This is a genomic window from Chromobacterium vaccinii (assembly GCF_001855275.1).
Lineage (GTDB): Bacteria > Pseudomonadota > Gammaproteobacteria > Burkholderiales > Chromobacteriaceae > Chromobacterium > Chromobacterium vaccinii.
This window is the reverse complement of record NZ_CP017707.1, coordinates 1256083-1275250: the sequence shown is the minus strand read 5'-3', so window position 1 is coordinate 1275250 and position 19168 is coordinate 1256083. Positions and strand designations below refer to the sequence as shown.

Here is a 19168-nt window from a genome sequence, read left to right as displayed (position 1 = left end):
CGATGCTGCGCCAGGCCCTCAGCCAGCTCTCCGTGCCGGACGCGCCGGTCGCCACCGTCAGCGGCAAGCTGGTGGGCGTCAACGGCTTGCTGCTGGAAAGCGTGGGCTGCCCGCTGCAGACCGGGCAGCGCTGCCTGGTGGAAACCGCCGGCGGCGGCTGGCTGCAGGCGCAGGTGGTGGGCTTCCGCCGCGAGGTGTCCTTCCTGATGCCGTTCAAAAAGCCGGTCGGCCTCGCCACCGGCGCGCGGGTGCTGCCCGCGCCGGACAACGGCGGGCTGATGATAGGCGATGGCTGGCTCGGCCGCATCGTCAACGGCCTGGGCGAGCCGCTGGACGACAAGGGCCGCCTGGGCGGCGACGCGCCGCTGGGCGCGCACCCGCCCCAAGTCAATCCCTTGAGGAAAAAACCGGTCGACAGGCCGCTGGATGTCGGGGTGCGCGCGATCAACGGCCTGCTGACCATGGGCCGCGGCCAGCGCGTCGGGCTGTTCGCCGGCTCCGGTGTCGGCAAGAGCGTGCTGCTGGGCATGATCACCCGCCACACCGAGGCCGAGGTCGTCGTCGTCGGCTTGATCGGCGAGCGCGGCCGCGAAGTGCGCGAGTTCGTCGAGCATGCGCTGGGGCCGGAAGGGCTGGCCAAGGCGGTGCTGGTGGTGGCGCCGGCCGACGAGTCGCCGCTGATGCGGCTGAAGGCCACCGAGCTGTGCCACACCATCGCCGCCCATTACCGCGACCGCGGCCGCAACGTGCTGCTGCTGGTGGATTCCCTGACCCGATACGCGATGGCGCAACGCGAAGTGGCGCTGGCGCTGGGCGAGCCGCCGGCCACGCGCGGCTATCCGCCGTCGGTGTTCAGCCTGTTGCCCAGCCTGGCGGAAAGCGCCGGCAACGGCGAGGGCGGCGAGGGCAGCATGAGCGCCATCTACACGGTGCTGGCCGAGGGCGACGACCAGCAAGACCCGGTGGTGGATACTGCCCGCGCCATTCTGGACGGCCACATCGTATTGAGCCGGGAGCTGGCCGAGCGTGGCCACTACCCGGCGATAGACATTTCCCGCTCGGTCAGCCGCTGCATGAGCCAGCTGATCGATGGCGGGCACGCCGCCGCCGCGCGCGACGTCCGCGGCGCCTGGAGCCGTTACCAGGAGGTGCGCGGCCTGCTGCCGCTGGGCGCTTACGTGCCCGGAGCCGATCCGGCCACCGACCGCGCGTTGCGATTGCAGCCGCGCATCGAGGCGTTGCTGTGCCAGGGCGCGGGCGAGGCCGCGCCCTATGACGACACCCTCAGGCAATTGCAGGAGCTCGCCGGCGCATGAACCAACCGATACGACAACTGGACCTGCTGCTCAGGCTGCGCGAACGCGACGGCGAGCGGCTGGAGAGCGAGCTGGCCGCCAAGCGACGGCTGCAGGAGCGCTACCGGCGCAATATCGAGCGCCTGGACCAGCTCAGCGCGGCCAGCGGCCCGAGCGCGGCGGCCGGCCACCCGGCGCTGGCGCTCAACTGCGCCGGCTACAAGAGCCATCTGCTGGGCCTGCGCCAGTCGCAACAGCAGGACTTGCAACTGGCCCAGGCCGACGCCGAAGTCAGCCGCTCGCGCCTGCAGGACGCGCGCCGGCGCGAAGAGCAGGTCAAGCTTCTGCGCGAGGAAAAGCTGCTGGAATGGCGGACCGAGCAAGGGCGGGCGGAGCAGAAGCGCACCGACGAGACCGCCGGCCAGGCCTGGCTGAGAGGGCGTGGCTAGTGGTGAATATTCACGTCGTTTCAGTCCGCGCCGGAGATGGTCGCCCTGTATCGGTACATACCGTTAGCGGACGAAAGGAATACTGATGGCGATCGACTTCAACGCGGTGCCGCCCTCCACTTGGGCGGAAAACCTGGCGCGCAAGCAACTGGGCAAGCAGCAGGCCCAGCTGGACACCCAGACCAAGGACGCCAAGGCGCGCACCGATGCGCTGGGCCAGTTGCAGAAGGCCCTTCAGGATTACAAGACCAGCCTGACCACGCTGACCGGCAAGAAGAGCCTGGTGGCGATGAACGCCTCCGCCACGCCGGACGGCATGGCAACCGTCACCGCCAAGGGCAATGCCCAGGCCGGCAACTACAGCGTGTTCGTCGAGCAATTGGCCAGCTCCCAGCAATTGCTGATGGGCGATCTGGCCGGCGCCACCGCCCAGGCCGGCGACAAGTTCACCGTCAAGCTGGCGGGCGGCGAAAGCTTCGAAGTGGCGCTGGACGGCGCCGACCGCGACAAGGACGGCAAGCTGTCGCCCAGCGAACTGGCGCTGGCGATCAACCGCGCCAGCGGCAACGCCGGCAAGGTCAACGCCATGGTGCTGAACAACAACGGCGCTAGCCAATTGGTGCTGTCCGCCGGCAAGAGCGGCGAAAAGAACACCATCTCCCTGGATTTGGCCGGAGTGAGCGACAGCGCCCTGAAAAACGGCCTGTCCGCGCCCAAGGAGCTGAGCAAGGCGCAAGACGCCGTCGTCTGGCTGGGCGGCAAGGCCGGCGGCGTCAAGCTGCAGCAAGGCTCCAACACCTTCGACAACATCGAGGGCGTCAGCTTCACCGTCAACAAGGTGAGCAAGGACACCGATCCGCCGTTGCAGATTTCCATCAGCCGCGGCGACAGCGACACCACGGCCAACGTCCAGTCCTTCGTCGATTCGTACAACAAGATCTACAAGGCGATTTCCGATCTGTCCCAGCCAGGCAGCAACGGCAAACCGGGCGCGGCCTTCGCCGACGACTCCAGCATCCGCGTATTGAAAAGCCAGCTCAACGCCATCCTGCGGCAGTCCTTCGACGGCGTCACGCTGGGCCAGATGGGCATCAAGGCCAGCCGCGACGGCACCCTGGCGCTGGACAGCAAGAAGCTGGGCGACACGCTGAAGGCCAGCCCGGACGCGCTGGACCGCTTCTTCAACGGCACCGGCCAGAACGGCGCGCTGAAGCAGAGCGCCGACTATCTGGACAAGTGGCTGAACGGCAGCAACGGTCTGCTCAAGCAGCGCCGCGACAGCGAAGACCGCGGCCAGAAGGATCTGACCCGGCGGCAAGACGCGCTGCAAAAGACCTTCGAGCAGACCTACAACCGCTACCTGGCGCAGTTCACCAAGTTGCAGAGCATGCAGGATCAGATGACCCAGACCATGGGCATGTTCAACAACTCCAACTTCTTCTGAATTTAAAGAAAGCAGGATCGAGATCGTGGATTACGACGCCTATCGCAGCTACCACGCGGTCAATCTGGAAGCCCAGACCGGCGCCGCCAGCCAGGTGGAACTGGTGCTGGTGCTGTTCGACGGTCTCCTGGAAGAGATCGCCCGCGCCCGCGGCCATTTGCAGCAGCAGCGCTTCGAGCAGAAGGGCGAGAGCATCAGCAAGTGCATCAACATCCTCAACGGCTTGTCCAGCGCGCTGGATTTCGAAACCGGCGGCGAGGTGGTGACCAATCTGGCGCGGCTGTACGACTACTGTGCCCATCGCCTTTACCAGGCCAGCGTCGAGCTCGACGCCGTGGCGCTGGACGAGGCGGAGAAGCTGCTGGTCACGCTCAAGGGCGGCTGGACAGGCGTGCGGGACCAGCATGCCGCGGCCTGAGGTCGAGCGCTGGTGCCTTGCCATCGCCGACGCGGCGGAGCGGCGGGACTGGGACGCGCTGACGGCCATGGACGCGCGTCTGCGCCGGCTGTTGGCCGAGTCCGGGCTGAGCCTGGACGCGGATGACAGGGCGGCCTTGTCGGCCGCCTACCGCGCCGCGCTGGCCGCGAGCGGCGCCGAGCTGGACGCGTTGAGCGCGAAGATGGCAGAGGCGGGACAACAGCGCGAAGGCCGTCTGGCCTACGCGCAATTCAGTGAATGGGAACAAGCATGAGCAGAGTGGCGCCGCCGCAATCCGCGCCCGTTTCCCCCGTCCAGGCGGGGAGCGGTGACGGAGTAGTCAGTCAGGCGATGGACGACCTGTCGTGGATGGACGCCGATCCGGCGGCAGGCTTCGCCGACGCGATGTCTGACGCCGGCGCGCGGCAGTCGCCGGCCATGGAGGAATCGGCGCAAGAGCCGGTTTCCTTGGCGGATGCTGTTCGCCAAGGCCTGCCGGCCATGCCGGCGGCTGTCGATCAGAATGCCGCGGTTGGCGACGGCGAGGATGAGAAGACGCGCAAGCCGGTGGATCTGGCCGCGCTGAGTCCGGCGTTGCAGCCGCAAATCTGGCAGGCGTTGATGCCGCGCCAGGCGGCGCCTACAGCGGATGCCGAAGCGCCAGCGGACGCCGGCAAGGTTGCCGCGCCCGTTCTGGATGCCGCGCCGGCGTCTCCAAAGCCGGCCGACAAGGCGCTGCAGATTCAAGCGGCGGATCTGGCCATGCCGCGGGAAGCCGCGCCGCGTATGGACAATATCGTAGCGGCCTTGCCGCCGGCTCACGCGGCCGATGCCGCCAAAGCAGCGGAAAGCTTCAGCCTGGCCTTGCCGCCAGCGCAGCCGGAGAGCTGGAGCGGCAAGCTGCAGGCGGCGCTGGGCGAGCGCTTGCAGGTGTTGTCCAGTCAGAACATGGACCGCGCGACGCTGCGGCTGGATCCGCCGTCGTTGGGCACGCTGGAAATCTCGCTGCGCCACCAGGCCGGCGCGCTGGTCGTAGAGCTGACCGCCTCGCACGGCGAAGTGGTGCGCCAGCTGCAAGGCATAGGCGACGCGCTGCGCCAGGATCTGGGCAGCCGCCAGTACACGCAGGTGGCGGTGGAGGTGCGCGAAGGCATGCCGTCCGGGCAGGGGCAGGGCGGCCGCCAGGGCCGGGAGCAGCAGGCCCAGCAGCAGCCGGGCCGGGCGCTGAGCGAACAGGGCTGGCAGACGGCAGGCTCGTTTCAATTGGATCAGGGCTGAGACAGCGAAGGATATCGATAGATGAATAGCAGGACCCTGATCGTGGCCGCCTTGGTGGCCGCCGGCGTGGCCGGCATCGGCGGCGGCGGCTGGTGGTATTACCAGCAGGCGGCGCATGCCGAACCCGCCAAGCCGCAACCGGTGGATTACCGCTTCGTCACCTTGGACAAGATCATCGTGATGCTGAAGAGCGAGTCGGGCGGCGACGCCCGCTACATGGCGGTGGACTTGGTGTTCCGCAGCACCGCGGAAAACGAGGGCAAGGTGAAGGAGCAGCTGCCGCTGCTCAAGAGCGTGGCGGTGCGCGCGCTGTCGCAACTGACGCGCGAGCGCGCCAACGCCTTTAACATCGACGACTTCCAGAAGCTGCTGGACCGCTCCTACCGCGCCACCTTCGCGCGGGAGGCGCGCGGACAGCCGTTCACCGAGGTGATGGTCAGCAAGCTGATCATCGAGTAAGCGCGATGTACGCCGAGAGCTACGAGCAGCCGTCCCAAGCCGTCGACGAGGCCAGGCACCTGGCGACCTACGCGCCGCTGGTCAAGCGCGCCGCGCGCCAGCTCTCCAGCCAGGCCGGCGGCGTGTTCGACCGCGAGGACATGGAGCAGATCGGCCTGATGGCGCTGCTGGACTGCCTGCGCCGCTATGGCGGCGAGCCGGACGAACGCTTCGCCGGCTTCGCCATGCTGCGCATCCGCGGCGCCATCCTGGATGAATTGCGGCGGCTGGACTGGCGTCCGCGCGGGGTGCGGCAGGAAGCGCACCGGGTTCGCGACGGGCTGCGCGAATTGAGGCGCAAGCTTCGGCGCGAGCCGACCGAAGCGGAGGCGATGACCTTGCTGGGGCTGGACGCCGACGCCTACCGCGACGCGCTGCTGGCCGAAAACGCCGAGGCGATGGCGAGCTTCGACGAACTGGTGGCTGGCGGAATGGAGCTGGCGGCGGAAGGCTCGCCGGAAGCCAGGCTGGAGCGGCAAAGCGAGCTGGCGCGCGCGCTGACCGCGCTCAACGAGCGCGAGCAGCAGGTGATCCAGCTGTATTACGAGTTCGAACTGAGTCTCAAGGAGATCGCGGCGGTGCTGGAGCTGACCGAGGCCCGCATCTGCCAGATCAACAAGAGCGCCCTGAAAAAGATGCAGGCCTGCCTGATGGCGGCCTGAAGCAAGGAAACACCCCATGCAGCAATTGTTTGGCATTCTGATCGTGCTGGTTTGCGTATTCGGCGGCTTCATGCTGCACGGCGGCGTGCTGTCCATCATCTGGCAGCCGACCGAGCTGTTGATCATCTGCGGCGCGGCGCTGGGCGCGGTGGTGCTGGGCAACCCGCCGCACGTGCTGAAGGAGATGGGCGGCCAGATCAAGCGCGTGGTGGTGCGCAAGAAGCAGGGCGCGGAATTCCAGCGCCAGCAGCTGTTGCTGATGTACGAATTGCTGATCACCGCCAGCCGCGGCCTGAAGGCGCTGGACCAGCACGTGGAAGCGCCGCGCCAGAGCCCGCTGTTCAACCGCTACCCCATGGTGCTGGAAAACCGCAAGCTGCTGGCCTTCATCGTCGACAACTTCCGGCTGATGGCGATGGGCAAGATCAACGCCCACGAGCTGGAGGGCGTGCTGGACCAGGAGCTGGACGCCATCCATGAACAACTGATCCAGCCGTCCAAATCGCTGCACAAGATCGCCGAAGCGATGCCGGGCTTCGGCATCCTGGCGGCGGTACTGGGCATCGTGATGGCGATGAACACCGTCGCTCAGGGCGCCAGCGCCGGCGAGATCGCCGCCAGCGTGGCCGCCGCCATGGTCGGCACCTTCATCGGCATTTTCTTCTGCTACGGCGTGCTGGACCCGCTGTCCAACGTGATGCACCAGCTGGTCAAGGAAGAATTGTCCAATTTCGAATCGGTGAAAGTGGTGCTGACCACCCACGTATCCGGCAAGCCGCCGCTGCTGGCGATCGACGCCGGCCGCCGCCTGGTGCAGCTGAACACCAAGCCCAGCTTCTCGCAGCTGGAGTCGTGGATCAACGCGATGGAAGGGCTGGGTTAAGAGATGGCCGGCCAGAAGAACAAGGGCGATCACGAAGGCGCGGTGATCAAGAAAGTGTCCCGCCGCAATGCGGAAGAGGGGCATGGCGGCGCCTGGAAAGTGGCGTTCGCCGACTTCGTGCTGGCGCTGATGTGCCTGTTTCTGGTGCTGTGGGTGCTGGCCGCGCGCGATCAGGAAAACCTGCAGCAATTGCTGACCACTTCCGGCGGCAGTCCGCTGCTGCAGGGCAACGGCCGGCAGATAGACCACATGGGCAACCCGCCCGGCACGCTGATTCCGCGCGATCCCATCCCGGGCCAGACCGGCAGCCAGGTGGCCAGCAAGTCGGCGGTGAGGGACAGCGACAAGCGCGCCAGCGAGCAGCCTGAGCTGCCGCGCCGCAGCTACGACAGCGAGGCCGATCTGCGCAAGCTGGCCGCCCAGCTGTCCGAAATGAGCCAGAAGGCCGGCCTGTCCAGCAATCTTCAGACGGTGATCACGCCCTACGGCCTGCGCGTGACGCTGCACGACACGGATCAGCAAGGCATGTTCGAGCGCGGCAGCGCCATCGTCGACCCCCGCTTCCGCGGCCTGCTGCAGCAGATCGGCGCCATGCTGGGCGAGATCGACAACCGCCTGCTGGTGGTCGGCCACACCGATGCCGCGCAATACCACCGGGCCGGCGCCTTCGGCGCGATGTCCAACTGGTCGCTGTCCAGCAACCGCGCGATGGCCGCGCGCCTGCACATGATGCAGGGCGGCCTGGCCGGCGATTCGGTGCTGCAGGTGGTGGGCATGGCGGAGCGGGCGCCGCTGGACAAGCAGCATCCGCTGGCGGCGTTGAATCGCCGGATCGAGCTCTTGGTGTTGACCTCGGGGCAGGCTCAGGCGGTGGTGTCGATGTTCGGCGCGGCGGCGACGGAGGCGGTAAATGCGCCGGGTGTTGCGTTAGCGCTACCAAATGCAGAGGACTTGAAAACCATGCGGGAAAATACCATAAACATACGATAAGTTGCTGATAGTATGCTTTGTTCTCATAAAAGCCTTGCCTTTGCAAGGCTTTTTTATTGTGTGTTTTTCACATAAATTTTAATCAAATTATTTACAATTAACACAGTGTTGATAACAATGTCAGGCATATGAGCCACTTCTCATATCGCAAACAATAAATAATGACTAAGGCATGTCCGTGCCTTCGAGGTCCGGGTGCTGGTAGTCGGGGACGTGTTACCGAGATGAATCAAGAGCAAGTTAGGCAGATGTTGCGGCAGACGCCGCTGTTTGGCCATTTGGAAGACGGGGCGTTGGATCATGTCGTGGAATGTTCCGAAGCGGTGCGTCTGGCGAAGGGCGAGTCCCTTTACGAGGAGGGAGATGAATCCGATTCCGTAGGGCTGCTGTTGGATGGATGCATGCAGGTTTATGTGTCTGAGCCCAGTGGCAAGAAGTATGTGCTGCAGATGGTCATGCCGGGCCAGTTGCTGGGCATGGAGTCGTTTGTCGACTGCGGCGAGCGCGGCAACAATGTGGTGGCGGACGAGGACAGCGTGTTGCTGCGGTTTACGCGGGAAACGCTCAGGCAGGTGTTCGACAGCGAGGATGGCTTGCCCGGTTGCGACAGGGTTCGCTGCAGCATCATGCGCTACCTGGTTTCTCTGGTGCGCCACATGACCACGTTGGCGCGCAACCTAGCCTTGCTGGATGTTTACGGCCGGGTGCGCATCCTGATCAATCAGATGTTGATCGAACAGGACGGCGTGCTGATATTGCGCAAGCAACTGACCCAGCAGGAAATCGCCGACCAGATCGGCTCCTCCCGCGAGATGGTGGCGCGTATCCTTAAAGAATTGGTCTACGGCCATTACATTCGCCTGGAGAACAGGCGCATCGTGGTGCTGAAGATGTTGCCGGAGAATTTCTAATCCGGCGGAGAGGCCGCGCGACACCGAGTCGCGCGGTTTTTTGTTTTCAAGGTTTAAGTTTGGCGGCCGCGGGTCGCCCTGTATTGGTATCACATCCATACAGTTGCTAGGCAGACAGATGCAGATCTCCTCTCTTTCCACCTGGCGCGGCGAAAAAGCCGCGGCGGGCAAGTTCGAAACCGCGTCGGCGGCCGACGCGGCTCCTCGCGCGATTTCGTCGGTTGCAAGCGCCGAGGCGCCGCTGGCGGCCTCCCTGCAAGCGATGCCCGAGATCGACCAGTCCAAGGTGGAGGCGGTGCGCGCCGCGCTGGCCAGGGGCGAAGTTCGTTTCGATGCCCGGCGCCTGGCAGGCTTGATCGAGCAGTACCACGGCGGCCGCTGATGGATAGAAAACAGCGCTATCGTCGATTATTCGCCACCGTGGGCGAGGACCTCGCCGACTATCCGCGTCTGAACGCCTTGCTGGAGCGGCAGTTCCGCGCCGCGCTGGCGCATGACGCGGCTGAGCTGGATCGGTGCGCCGGCGAAATCGCCGCATTGTGCGACAAGCTGGAACGCAGCCGCCGCGAGCGTCTGGAATTGGTTGCGTCGTTGCTGCCGCCGGGGACGGAGCGATCGATGGCTGAAGTGCTGAAGGTTTTGCCGCAGGCCATGCGAGAGCAGGGCGACGCGCATTGGCGGCGTTTGCGCGCGCTGATCGCGGATTGCCGCGAACGCAATCTGCGCAATGGCCAGCTGCTGCAGGAGCGCAGGCAGCTGTTGCAGCGCGTGCTGGAGGGCGAGAGCGATGTTTACGCAGCGCAGTGAGTCCTGGCAGTCCGCCGGCGGGGCCGTTTCGTCGGACGCGGTGGCTCTGTCGTTGAGCCTGCCGTCGGAGGGCGCGGGTTTTTCCGAGCAGTTCGCCGGCGTTCGCGCCGAAGTGGAGCGTTTCATCGCCGGCGGCGAGTCGGGCTCGGCTCAGCAGTTGTCGCCGGAAGCGTGGCGCGTTCAGCAGCAACTGCGCGCCGGCGCGGCCGATTTTTCCGCGGTGCCGCGGGATCGGCAGGGTTTCGTCGAGGAAATGCTGCCGCACGCGCAGGCAGCTGCGGCGCGTCTGGGCGTGACGCCGGATCTGGTGCTCGCTCACGCGGCGCTGGAGTCGGGCTGGGGGCGCAAGCCGCTGACGCGCAGCGACGGCGGCAACAGCCATAACCTGTTCGGCATCAAGGCCGACGCGCGTTGGGGCGGGGAGGTGGCGACGGCGCTGACCACGGAGTTCATTCACGGCCAGAAGCAGAGCAGGGTGGAGCCGTTCCGCGCCTATCCCGATTATCGCGCGGCGTTCAACGATTACGCCGATCTCTTGGCGTCGAATCCGCGCTATCGCGCGGCGCTGGGCGTCGGCGGCGACGCGAAGGCTTTCGCCGAGGCTTTGGCGCGCGGCGGCTATGCGACCGATCCCGATTATGCCGGCAAGCTGGCGGGTCTGGCGGGGCAGTTCCGCAAGAGCATCCGTTGAGTCCTAGGGAAAAGAGATTGGCGCCAAGGGCGCCAATTTTCATTTATGCAGATTTTTGGAAAATAAAAAGGAAAAAGCCGAAATCGTAAGATTTCGGCTTTTTGATTGGTGGAGATAAGCGGGATCGAACCGCTGACCTCTTGCATGCCATGCAAGCGCTCTCCCAGCTGAGCTATACCCCCAGATGATGCTTTGGCGTCCCCACGGGGATTCGAACCCCGGTCGCCGCCGTGAAAGGGCAGTGTCCTAGGCCTCTAGACGATAGGGACGTAATGCCTAATTGTAGTTTGGTGGAGATAAGCGGGATCGAACCGCTGACCTCTTGCATGCCATGCAAGCGCTCTCCCAGCTGAGCTATACCCCCAGATGATGCTTGGCGTCCCCACGGGGATTCGAACCCCGGTCGCCGCCGTGAAAGGGCAGTGTCCTAGGCCTCTAGACGATAGGGACTAAATTTTTGGTGGAGGTAAGCGGGATCGAACCGCTGACCTCTTGCATGCCATGCAAGCGCTCTCCCAACTGAGCTATACCCCCACATATCCGCCGATTTCGCTATTCGCGGGACCGTTCGGTCTCGACAGGAGGCGAACTATACATGCAGCAAATTCCCCATGCAAGCTCTTTGTGAAAATATTTTGAAAAAACGCATAATTTATCTATTTTGATTAACATGGCTGTTACTGGGTACGCTAAGGCGAGGCTGATGGCGCATTGATATGTATTTTAAGAATAACAAAGTAAAATAATATTACTTAGCGTTCTAATTTTCGACTGCTATGGTGTCGCCATGCCCGGCCGAATCCAGGCTGGAGGAACGATATTCTGGAGAATGGACAATGAAGAAACTGAACGCAGCTTTCGCTCTGATCCTCGCCGCGGCAGGCTCCGCGGCCCATGCCGACGATCTGGCCGACATCCGCAAGACCGGCGTGCTGAAGATCGGCACCGAAGGCACTTACGCGCCCTTCACCTATCATGACGCCGCGGGCGGCCTGACCGGCTTTGACGTGGAGATCGCCCAGGCGATCGCCGCCAAGCTGGGCGTCAAGCCGCAATTCGTCGAAGGCAAGTGGGACGGCCTGATCGCCGGTCTGGACGTCAAGCGTTACGATGTGGTGATCAACGAAGTGGCGATCACCGACGCGCGCAAGGTCAAGTACGATTTCTCCGCGCCCTATATCGTGTCCAAGGCGGTGCTGATCGTCCGCGACGACAACCGCGACATCAAGCGTTTCGAAGATTTGAAGGGCCGCAAGTCGGCCAACACCCTGACCAGCAACTTCGGCAAGCTGGCGCAACGCTACGGCGCCGAGATCGTGCCGACCCAGGGCTTCAACGAATCGGTCGCGCTGCTGGAGTCCGGCCGGGTGGAAACCACCATCAACGACAGCCTGTCCTTCCTCGACTTCAAGAAGAAGCAGCCCAAGTCCCGCCTGAAGGTGGCAGCCACCGAGGCGAACGGCGATGCGTCCGGCGTGCTGCTGCGCAAGGGCAATCCGGAGCTGAAGGCCGCCATCGACAAGGCGCTGGCCTCGATCAAGGCCGACGGCACCTATCAGAAGATTTCGCACAAGTATTTCGGCGCCGACGTGTCGCGCTGAGTTGAGGAGCGGCAATGCCCCCGTGGTTGCAGTTGATGGCGGATTCGCTGCCATCCCTTTTGTATGCCGGCATGGTGTTCACCGTGCCGCTGACGCTGCTGTCCTTCGCCGGCGGCCTGGCGCTGGGCCTGGCGGTAGCCTTGATCCGGCTGTTCGGGCCGCGCCCGCTGGTTTTGCTGGTGCGCGGCTATTCCTGGCTGGTGCGCGGCACGCCGCTCTTGGTGCAGCTGTTCGTGATCTTTTACGGTCTGCCGCGGGTCGGCATCGTGTTCGATCCGTTTCCGGCGGCGCTGCTCGGCTTCGTGCTCAGCGTAGGCGCCTACACCTCGGAAGTGATACGCGCGGCGATTTCGTCGGTGCCGAAGGCCCAGTGGGAGGCGGCGTACTCGCTGGGCATGAGCTGGTCGCAGGCGATGCGCCGCACCATCCTGCCGCAGGCGGGCAGGGTGGCTGTGCCGCCGCTGGCCAACTCCTTCATCTCGCTGGTGAAGGACACTTCGCTGGCGGCGGTGCTGACGGTGCCGGAAATGTTCCAGGCGGCGCAGCGCATCGCGGCCACCACCTACGAGCCGCTGCTGTTGTATCTGGAGACCGCGCTGATCTATCTGTTGTTGAGCACCGTATTGACCTGGCTGCAGGAACGGTTGGAAAAACGTTTTGACCGGCACGTGGCGCCGGTAGGGGCCGCGTCATGATCAAGCTGAGCCGTATCGTCAAATCCTTCGGCGGGCAGACCGTGCTGCACGATGTCGGCCTGGAGCTGGCCGAGGGCGGCGTCACCGCGCTGATCGGTCCGTCCGGCAGCGGCAAGAGCACGCTGCTGCGCTGCGCCAATCTGCTGGAGACGCCGGATGCCGGCGAACTGCAGCTGGCCGGCGAGACCTTGCGTTTCGAGCCCGGCAGGAAGTTGCCCCGCGACGCCATCCTGCGCGTGCGCCGCGTCACCGGCATGGTGTTCCAGAGCTTCCAGCTGTTTCCGCACCAGACTGTGCTGCAGAACGTGATGGAAGGACTGTTGACCGTTCAGCGCTGGCCGCGCGACAAGGCGGAGGTGCGGGCGCGGGAGCTGCTGGACAAGGTGGGCATGGCGCACAAGGCCGACGCCTGGCCGTCCACGCTGTCCGGCGGCCAGCAGCAGCGCGTGGCGATCGCCCGCGCGCTGGCGCCATCGCCGCAGCTCTTGCTGTGCGACGAGCCGACGTCGGCGCTGGACCCGGAACTGGCCGCGGAAGTGGTGGCGGTGTTGCGCCAGCTGGCCGCCGACGGCGTCACCATGCTGATGGCCACGCATGATCTGCGTCTGGCCTCCAGCGTCGCCCGGGACGTGGTGTTTCTGGAAAACGGCCGCGTGGTCGAGGCGGGCTCCGCCGCGCAGATATTCGGCGCGCCGCGCGAGGCGCGCACGGCGGAGTATGTGTCCACGCTGACGGCCGGCGCCAGGGATCTGGTGCAGATCTGATCCGCCGGCCGGCGATTCAGCCGGCGCTGACGCGCGCGCGGCCGGCGCGCTTGGCCTGGTACAGCTGTCGATCGGCGGCCTCGATCAGCGTTTGCGGCGGGGTCGAGCCGTCCGGGACGATGGCTGCGACGCCTATGCTGGCCGTAACCGCCGGCCCGGCGTCGGATGTCTCGTGCGCGATGTCGAGCGCGCGGATGGCCTGCAGAATCTCTTCGGCCAGGCGGGCGGCGCCATCGAGCGCCGTCTCCGGCAGCAGGCAGGCGAACTCTTCGCCGCCGTAGCGCGCCGCCAGGTCCCTGGGCCTGCGCAGCGACAAGCGTATCGCCTGGGCCACCCGGCGCAGGCAGTCATCTCCGGCCTGGTGGCCGTAATGGTCGTTGAAGCGCTTGAAATGGTCGACATCCAGCATCAGCAGGGAGACGGGCTGCTGCTGCCGGGCGCATTGCAGCCAGTCGGATTGCAGCGCTTCGTCGAACTTGCGGCGGTTGGCCACGCCGGTCAGGCCGTCCTGCAGCGCGATCGAGCTGAGCAGGTCGGTCTGGAATTTAAGCGCCAGATGGGTCTGAACCCGGGCGCGCAATATGGTGCGGTTGACCGGCTTGACGATGTAGTCGACGCCGCCTAGTTCGAAGCTGCGCACTTCATCCGCCTCCTCGCGCTGCGCCGAGACGAATATGATCGGCACCGAGCGGGTGTGCGGATCGGTTTTCAGCCTGCGGCACACCTCGAAGCCGTCGATGCCCGGCATCACCAGGTCCAGCAGGATCAGGTCGGGCTTCAGCGACAGGCACTGGGCAATCGCCTGCTCGCCGTCCAGCGCCATGAAGACTTCGCATTCATCTTTGAACAGCTCCCGTATCAGCAGGATATTGGTGGTCTGGTCGTCCACGACCAGGATGCGCGGCCGGGCGTGGCTGGGCAGTTCGTTCAGCGGCAGGTCCATGTCAGGGTTCGCTCCCGATCAGGGTTTTGACGATCTGGGCGGCGGGGGCGAATTGCAGGCGCCCCACTTGTTCCGCCAGGCTTTCCACCTGCTGCCGAATGTGTCCGCCGGCCAGCGGCGGCAACGCCATGGCCAGGTCGATGGCGGCGAGGTTGCCGCTTTCCAGCAAGGGCAGTATCTCGAGCAGGCGTTCTTTCCACTCTTGCGGCGTCAATGGCGGCGTTTCGGCGGGCGCTGCGGATGGCACCGCCGGCAGGCGGCCGTCCAGCTTGGCCACGCTTTCGGCCACCAGCCGCTGCAGCGTCTCGGCGGCGCCGCGCCAGGCCTCGGCATCCAGCTCGCTGCCATCGGACTGCCTGGCGCGTTGCTCCAGCTCGCCGGCCTGCCGGGCCAGCGCCGCCGCGCCGACGGTGGCGGCGATGCCTTTCAGCGCGTGAAGCGTCGCGGCGCCTTGGGCGGTATCGCCGCTTTCCAGCTGTTGGCGCAAAACGGCGGCGAGCCGATGCGCTTCCGTCCGGAACTGTCGCAGCGCCGCGCGCATGGCGCCCGCATGCTGGCCGAAGCGTTGCAATACCTGTTCTTCCGGCTCGATGTCGCAAGGCGGGCAGGTTTCGGGCGCCGCCGGCGCCGAGTCGGGGGCGCGGCCGGACAACGCCAGCAGCCGCGACGCGAGCTGGTCGATGTCGATCGGCTTGCCGATGTGGTCGTTCATGCCGGCGGCCAGGCAGTCGGCGCGGTCGGCGAGCGTGGCGTTGGCGGTCATGGCCAGGATGGGCGTGCCGCATCCGCCGGCGCGAATGCGGCGGGTGGCTTCCAGGCCGTCAATGTCAGGCATCTGCATGTCCATGATCACCACGTCGTAGTCGGCGTCGGCGGCGGTGGCCAGCTCGACGCCGGCCAGCCCGCCTTCGGCCAGTTCCACCCTGGCGCCTTCGGCGCTGAGCAGTTCGGAGGCGACCTGCCGATTCAGAGCATTGTCTTCCACCAGCAGCAGCCGCATGCCGCCCAGGCGCTGGCGGATGGCCGGCGAAGGCGGCGGGGCGCGTTCTCCCAGCAGGTTGCGGCGCACCGCGTCCAGCAACTGCTGCGGCGTCACCGGCTTGGTGAGAAAGTCGGCGAACGGCGGGTCGCCGCTGTCGGCGATCTCGGACAGCACCTCGCGGCCGAAAGCGGTGAGCATGATCACCACCGGCGGCGTGGAAACGGCGGCCCGGATGCGCGACGCGGCCTCCACGCCGTCCATGCCGGGCATCTTCCAGTCCATCAGCGCCACGTCGTAGCGCTGGCCGGCTTCTGCCATGCGCACGGCCTCGGCGCCGCTGGCGGCGTAATCGGCGCGCCAGCCGGCTGTCTCCAGTGTGCGGCCAAGCACTTCCCCCGTCAGCGGATTGTCGTCCACGATCAGCGCGCGCAGGTTCTGCGGCAATGCGGCGTCTGCGGCGACCAGCGGCGCGGCATCCGCGGTTTCCAGTTCGATCTCGAAACTGAAGCGGCTGCCGCGGCCCGGCGCGCTCTGCGCCGTCAGTTGGCCGCCCATTATCCTGACCAGCCGCTGGCTGATGGCCAGGCCCAGCCCGGTGCCGCCGAATCGGCGCGCGGTGGAGGCTTCCGCCTGGGTGAAGCCGTCAAAGATGCGGCCCAGCTGCTCCGCCTCTATGCCGATGCCGGTGTCGCTGACCGAGAAGCGCAGCGCGGCCTGCCGTTCTTGCTCGCGGATCAGGGCGACGCTGACGATCACTTGGCCGCGCTCGGTGAACTTCATCGCGTTGCCGGCCAGGTTGATCAGTATCTGCTGCAATCGCAGCCGGTCGCCGACGATGGCGGAGGGCAGGGCCGGATCGATCTCGAACACCGTCTCCACTTCCTTGTCGCCGCGGTTGCCGGACAGGATGATGCCCAGGTCGCGCAACAGGTTGTCCAACTGGAAAGGGTGGCGGTCCAGCTGCAGCTTGCCGGCTTCTATCTTGGAAAAGTCGAGGATGTCGTTGAGCAGGCCTAGCAGCGATTTGGCCGCGGTCTGGGTTTTGGTCACGTAGTCCAGCTGGCGGCCGTCCAGCGCGGTGTGCCGCATCAGCTGCAGCAGCCCCAGCACGGCGTTCAGCGGGGTGCGGATCTCGTGGCTCATGTTGGCGAGGAAACGGCTCTTGGCTTGGCTGGCTTGCTCTGCCAGCTGTTTGGCCTGCAGCAGCCGGGTTTCCGAGCGCTGGCGTTCGGTGATGTCGGTGGCGATGCCGACGTAGCCGCTGATGCCGCCTCCCGTCTCGCGCATCGCCGTCACGACCAGCGAGACGGAAACATGGCTGCCGTCCTTGCGCGCATAGGTCCATTCGCGGGTTTCCGCGCCGAAGATCTCCGGCATGTGGACGAAAGCCCTGAAGCCGGAGATGTCCTTGCCGAACTGTTCGCTGAGTTCGCGGCTTCTGTCGGCGACTTCGCTTTCCAGGTGGAAGCGGGCCGGCGTATGAATGCCTACCATTTCCTGCTGCGTGTAGCCCAGCATCTGCTCGGCGCCGGCGTTGAACACGGTAATCAGGCCGTCCCGGTCGGTGGCGATGATGGAGACTTCGGATGCGGCGCTCAGCACATTGGACAGCAGCAGGCTCAGTCGATTGATTTCGGCGTCTATCAGCCGGCGGCGGGTGGTGTCGATCCGCAGCGCGATCACCCGCTCGATGGCGCCGGCGCCATCGTGCAGCGGGGCGATCACGGTGTCTGACCAGCGCAGGCTGCCGTCCCGGGCGCGGTTGCAGATTTCTCCGTGCCAGGCTTCGCCGTGCCGCAGCGTCTTTTTCAGCGCGCGCCAGAAGGCCTGGTCCTGCAGGTCGCCGGTCAGCAAGAGGTGGTTGCGGCCGATCAGCTCGCCGCGCGCGTAGCCGTTCACTTCGCAGAAGCGCTCGTTCACCTCCAGGAAGCGGCCGGTGGCATCGATTTCCGAGTACTGCAGCTGTTCGTTGATGATGCCGAGCAGCGCCTCGTTCTCGCGCAGCGCGGCGGCGAGCCGGGTGCGCCCGTCCACCAGCTCGGTGACGTCGTGTACCACCGAGTAGAAGCCGCGGACCTCGCCGTTTTCCTTGTCGGGCAGATAGTGGACCAGCGTGTGGCGCAATTCGCCGTCCAGGCCTTCCAGCGTGCGTTCGAAGCTTTGCGGGCGGCCCGCCAGCGCGGCTTCCACATGGGGGCGGCTGATCGCGAACGACTCCTCGCCCAGCAGTTCCGGCAGCCGGGTGCCGGGCAGGGTGTCCGGCTCCCGGTGGAACCAGGCGTGGTAGGCGTGGTTGGCCACCCGGTTGATCAGTTCCTTGTCCCAGTAGCCTATCATCGACGGCACGCCGTCCAGCACGGTGCGCAGGTCGCGGCGCGCGGTTTCCAGCTGTCTGGTGCGCTCGGCCACTTGTGCTTCCAGGCTGGTGTTCAGCGCGTGCAGCTCCGCTTCCATTTCCTTTTGCCGGGTGATGTCGCGCACGGTTTTGGCGGCCCCGGTCACCTTGCCGTCATCGCCGTAAATGGGGGCTACGGAAACCGCCACCTCTAGCTGGCTGCCGTCCTTGCGGCGGCGAGTGGTCTGAAAATGGGCGATGCGCTCGCCGCGGGCGATTCGGGTGAGGATGTCCTGTTCCTCGGCCTGCCTGTCCTCAGGCACGATCAGCCTCAGCAGCGATTGGCCGACGGCTTCGTCGGCGGCGTAGCCGAACATTTGCTGCGCCCCCTTGTTCCAGCTGATGACCACGCCGCTCAGCGTCTTGCCTATGATCGCGTCGATCGAGCTTTCGACGATGGCGGCCAAGTCTTCGCGGGTGTCCTGCAGTTTGCGGCGCGATAGCGCGTTGCTGCGCCAAGCATAGGCCAGCGCCGCTCCGGCCAGGCTGGCCAGCAGGCCGGCCAGCGCGATCAGCCGGGGGTTGGGTAGGCGCAGCGCTTCGGTAAAGGCGGGGTCGGCATGGAAGTCCAGCCGCCAGACGCGGCCGAACAGCGGGGCGCTCTGGGTGGCGATGGCGGCATCGGCCGACGCGGCGCCGCTCCGGCTGCGGAAAAAGCGTGCCGGACGCGCCGGGTTGCTCGTATCGCTTAGTTCGATCCAGCCTTCCTGGCGCGGCAGGTTCAGTCCGGCGAGAACTTCCGGCATCGCCAGCGGCGCGTAGCTCCAGCCGGTGATCTGACGGCGGCGCTCGTTCACGTCGGCCGGCACGGCGATGCCGCGGTAGATCGGCAACAGCAGCAGAAAGCCCTGGCCGCGCAGCGGCGTCGCCTGCAGCAGCGTGATGGGTTCCGACAGCCGGGCTCCGCCGCTGTCCACGGTCTCCTGGGTCGCGGCCCGCCGGGTTGGGTCTGAGTTGATGTCGAGGCCGATGGCCGCGCCATTGCCGGATGCCGGCTCGATGAACTGGATGATGGCGTGTTCGCCGTGGTAGCGGCTGAACTGGCGCAGCTTGAAGCCGGGGCTGCCGCCGGTTTTCATGGCGGACAGGAAGCGCGGCAGTTCGGCGTCGGCCACGCGGCGGATGATGCCGAAACCGCGAGCGCCGGGGAATTCCCGGTCCGGTTCGCGGCTTTGGGCATAGCGGTGGAAGATTTCCCGGTTGAGTCCGGCGGGGCCGGCGGCGATGAACGCGCCGCGGGCGCCGCGCAGGCCGTATTCGTAGCGCTGCAAGCGTTCGACGATTGCGTCGAGCGCGCTTTGGGCCTGGCGATTAGCGGCCTGTTGCAGCGTTTCGGCATTGCGCCGATCGATGTATAGGCAGGCGAGCGCCGTCAGCGACAGGCCCAGCAGCAGCGTAACTGCCGCCCAGCGGATGGCGGAGGAAGTGTAGGGCTTTCTCGTCATGGTGGCTGTCGTCGCAA

Annotated in this window: 19 protein-coding genes and 5 tRNA genes; 17 read left to right on the top strand and 7 right to left on the bottom strand. The window is 65.9% G+C overall.

The features are described from left to right. Window positions 1–2: 2 nt before the first annotated feature. From fliI to flgJ, 14 genes are all read left to right on the top strand, one after another. Window positions 3–1316 (top strand): flagellar protein export ATPase FliI, encoded by a 1314-nt coding sequence (fliI, locus tag BKX93_RS05715; RefSeq protein WP_070979104.1) that lies wholly within the window; start codon window positions 3–5, stop codon window positions 1314–1316. Beyond that, window positions 1313–1744: a flagellar export protein FliJ gene (gene fliJ, locus BKX93_RS05710; protein WP_046158807.1), complete on the top strand. Its 432-nt coding sequence runs from the start codon at window positions 1313–1315 to the stop codon at window positions 1742–1744. The genes fliI and fliJ overlap by 4 nt, the downstream gene beginning before the upstream one ends. An 85-nt stretch (window positions 1745–1829) precedes the next feature. Continuing rightward, window positions 1830–3188 (top strand): flagellar filament capping protein FliD, encoded by a 1359-nt coding sequence (fliD, locus tag BKX93_RS05705; RefSeq protein WP_070979102.1) that lies wholly within the window; start codon window positions 1830–1832, stop codon window positions 3186–3188. A gap of 25 nt (window positions 3189–3213) precedes the next feature. Next, window positions 3214–3606, top strand: coding sequence for a flagellar export chaperone FliS (gene fliS, locus BKX93_RS05700; RefSeq protein WP_046156535.1), 393 nt, complete (start codon window positions 3214–3216; stop codon window positions 3604–3606). Beyond that, window positions 3593–3880, top strand: coding sequence for a hypothetical protein (locus tag BKX93_RS05695; protein ID WP_046156536.1), 288 nt, complete (start codon window positions 3593–3595; stop codon window positions 3878–3880). The genes fliS and BKX93_RS05695 overlap by 14 nt, the downstream gene beginning before the upstream one ends. Further along, a complete protein-coding gene (locus BKX93_RS05690) occupies window positions 3877–4884 on the top strand; it encodes a flagellar hook-length control protein FliK (protein ID WP_244887247.1) in 1008 nt (335 codons plus the stop codon). Before BKX93_RS05695 ends, BKX93_RS05690 begins: the two co-directional genes overlap by 4 nt. Window positions 4885–4905: 21 nt before the next feature. Continuing rightward, window positions 4906–5343, top strand: a complete 438-nt coding sequence (locus tag BKX93_RS05685) for a flagellar basal body-associated FliL family protein (protein ID WP_046156537.1) — start codon at window positions 4906–4908, stop codon at window positions 5341–5343. Between the two features lie 5 nt (window positions 5344–5348). Further along, window positions 5349–6044, top strand: coding sequence for a FliA/WhiG family RNA polymerase sigma factor (locus BKX93_RS05680; protein WP_046156538.1), 696 nt, complete (start codon window positions 5349–5351; stop codon window positions 6042–6044). A gap of 16 nt (window positions 6045–6060) precedes the next feature. Continuing rightward, on the top strand, window positions 6061–6927 hold the full coding sequence (gene motA, locus BKX93_RS05675; protein ID WP_021475129.1) for a flagellar motor stator protein MotA: 867 nt from the start codon (window positions 6061–6063) through the stop codon (window positions 6925–6927). Window positions 6928–6930: 3 nt separating this feature from the next. Beyond that, window positions 6931–7917, top strand: coding sequence for a flagellar motor protein MotB (locus BKX93_RS05670; RefSeq protein ID WP_070979098.1), 987 nt, complete (start codon window positions 6931–6933; stop codon window positions 7915–7917). 248 nt (window positions 7918–8165) lie between these two features. After that, window positions 8166–8828 carry a Crp/Fnr family transcriptional regulator gene (locus BKX93_RS05665; RefSeq protein ID WP_244887246.1) on the top strand — a complete coding sequence of 221 codons (663 nt, stop codon included), beginning with the start codon at window positions 8166–8168 and terminating at the stop codon, window positions 8826–8828. Between the two features lie 40 nt (window positions 8829–8868). Next, entirely contained in the window at window positions 8869–9210 is a 342-nt protein-coding gene (gene flgM, locus BKX93_RS05660) for a flagellar biosynthesis anti-sigma factor FlgM (RefSeq protein ID WP_082107124.1), read from the top strand. After that, a complete protein-coding gene (locus tag BKX93_RS05655) occupies window positions 9210–9635 on the top strand; it encodes a flagellar protein FlgN (RefSeq protein ID WP_046156542.1) in 426 nt (141 codons plus the stop codon). The genes flgM and BKX93_RS05655 overlap by 1 nt, the downstream gene beginning before the upstream one ends. Further along, window positions 9616–10326: a flagellar assembly peptidoglycan hydrolase FlgJ gene (flgJ, locus tag BKX93_RS05650; protein ID WP_046156543.1), complete on the top strand. Its 711-nt coding sequence runs from the start codon at window positions 9616–9618 to the stop codon at window positions 10324–10326. Before BKX93_RS05655 ends, flgJ begins: the two co-directional genes overlap by 20 nt. Before the next feature lie 106 nt (window positions 10327–10432). Here the strand turns inward: flgJ and BKX93_RS05645 are convergent. The 5 genes from BKX93_RS05645 to BKX93_RS05625 all read right to left on the bottom strand — a co-directional run bounded on the left by BKX93_RS05645 (window position 10433) and on the right by BKX93_RS05625 (window position 10860). Next, window positions 10433–10508, bottom strand: a tRNA-Ala gene (locus tag BKX93_RS05645). Window positions 10509–10519: 11 nt separating this feature from the next. Further along, a tRNA-Glu gene (locus BKX93_RS05640) sits at window positions 10520–10595 on the bottom strand. 19 nt (window positions 10596–10614) lie between these two features. Further along, window positions 10615–10690 (bottom strand) — tRNA-Ala (locus BKX93_RS05635). Window positions 10691–10700: 10 nt separating this feature from the next. Further along, window positions 10701–10776, bottom strand: a tRNA-Glu gene (locus BKX93_RS05630). An 8-nt stretch (window positions 10777–10784) separates the two neighbouring features. Then, window positions 10785–10860: transfer RNA gene (locus tag BKX93_RS05625), tRNA-Ala, on the bottom strand. A 302-nt stretch (window positions 10861–11162) separates the two neighbouring features. Here BKX93_RS05625 and BKX93_RS05620 point away from each other — a divergent pair. Genes BKX93_RS05620 through BKX93_RS05610 form a run of 3 tightly spaced genes read left to right on the top strand, consistent with a single transcriptional unit; the run spans window position 11163 to window position 13386 of the window. Further along, window positions 11163–11927 (top strand): amino acid ABC transporter substrate-binding protein, encoded by a 765-nt coding sequence (locus tag BKX93_RS05620; protein ID WP_046156544.1) that lies wholly within the window; start codon window positions 11163–11165, stop codon window positions 11925–11927. A gap of 14 nt (window positions 11928–11941) precedes the next feature. Further along, window positions 11942–12622, top strand: a complete 681-nt coding sequence (locus tag BKX93_RS05615) for an amino acid ABC transporter permease (RefSeq protein ID WP_046167273.1) — start codon at window positions 11942–11944, stop codon at window positions 12620–12622. Next, on the top strand, window positions 12619–13386 hold the full coding sequence (locus tag BKX93_RS05610; protein ID WP_070979096.1) for an amino acid ABC transporter ATP-binding protein: 768 nt from the start codon (window positions 12619–12621) through the stop codon (window positions 13384–13386). The genes BKX93_RS05615 and BKX93_RS05610 overlap by 4 nt, the downstream gene beginning before the upstream one ends. A gap of 16 nt (window positions 13387–13402) precedes the next feature. On the opposite strand, the gene BKX93_RS05605 is transcribed toward BKX93_RS05610, so the two are convergent. Together BKX93_RS05605 and BKX93_RS05600 are read right to left on the bottom strand one after the other, a co-directional pair. Further along, window positions 13403–14329, bottom strand: a complete 927-nt coding sequence (locus tag BKX93_RS05605; protein ID WP_046167274.1) for a diguanylate cyclase domain-containing protein — start codon at window positions 14327–14329, stop codon at window positions 13403–13405. 1 nt (window position 14330) lies between these two features. Beyond that, complete coding sequence (locus BKX93_RS05600; RefSeq protein ID WP_070979095.1) at window positions 14331–19151, bottom strand: CHASE domain-containing hybrid sensor histidine kinase/response regulator; 4821 nt, start codon at window positions 19149–19151, stop codon at window positions 14331–14333. Window positions 19152–19168: the final 17 nt, after the last annotated feature.

Coding starts and splice junctions, on each gene's coding strand:
- fliI (WP_070979104.1), top strand. CDS start 3: ATGCTGCGCCAGGCCCTCAGCCAGCTCTCCGTGCCGGACGCGCCGGTC.
- fliJ (WP_046158807.1), top strand. CDS start 1,313: ATGAACCAACCGATACGACAACTGGACCTGCTGCTCAGGCTGCGCGAA.
- fliD (WP_070979102.1), top strand. CDS start 1,830: ATGGCGATCGACTTCAACGCGGTGCCGCCCTCCACTTGGGCGGAAAAC.
- BKX93_RS05695 (WP_046156536.1), top strand. CDS start 3,593: ATGCCGCGGCCTGAGGTCGAGCGCTGGTGCCTTGCCATCGCCGACGCG.
- BKX93_RS05690 (WP_244887247.1), top strand. CDS start 3,877: ATGAGCAGAGTGGCGCCGCCGCAATCCGCGCCCGTTTCCCCCGTCCAG.
- BKX93_RS05685 (WP_046156537.1), top strand. CDS start 4,906: ATGAATAGCAGGACCCTGATCGTGGCCGCCTTGGTGGCCGCCGGCGTG.
- BKX93_RS05680 (WP_046156538.1), top strand. CDS start 5,349: ATGTACGCCGAGAGCTACGAGCAGCCGTCCCAAGCCGTCGACGAGGCC.
- motA (WP_021475129.1), top strand. CDS start 6,061: ATGCAGCAATTGTTTGGCATTCTGATCGTGCTGGTTTGCGTATTCGGC.
- BKX93_RS05670 (WP_070979098.1), top strand. CDS start 6,931: ATGGCCGGCCAGAAGAACAAGGGCGATCACGAAGGCGCGGTGATCAAG.
- BKX93_RS05665 (WP_244887246.1), top strand. CDS start 8,166: ATGTTGCGGCAGACGCCGCTGTTTGGCCATTTGGAAGACGGGGCGTTG.
- BKX93_RS05655 (WP_046156542.1), top strand. CDS start 9,210: ATGGATAGAAAACAGCGCTATCGTCGATTATTCGCCACCGTGGGCGAG.
- flgJ (WP_046156543.1), top strand. CDS start 9,616: ATGTTTACGCAGCGCAGTGAGTCCTGGCAGTCCGCCGGCGGGGCCGTT.
- BKX93_RS05620 (WP_046156544.1), top strand. CDS start 11,163: ATGAAGAAACTGAACGCAGCTTTCGCTCTGATCCTCGCCGCGGCAGGC.
- BKX93_RS05615 (WP_046167273.1), top strand. CDS start 11,942: ATGCCCCCGTGGTTGCAGTTGATGGCGGATTCGCTGCCATCCCTTTTG.
- BKX93_RS05610 (WP_070979096.1), top strand. CDS start 12,619: ATGATCAAGCTGAGCCGTATCGTCAAATCCTTCGGCGGGCAGACCGTG.
- BKX93_RS05605 (WP_046167274.1), bottom strand. CDS start 14,329: ATGGACCTGCCGCTGAACGAACTGCCCAGCCACGCCCGGCCGCGCATC.
- BKX93_RS05600 (WP_070979095.1), bottom strand. CDS start 19,151: ATGACGAGAAAGCCCTACACTTCCTCCGCCATCCGCTGGGCGGCAGTT.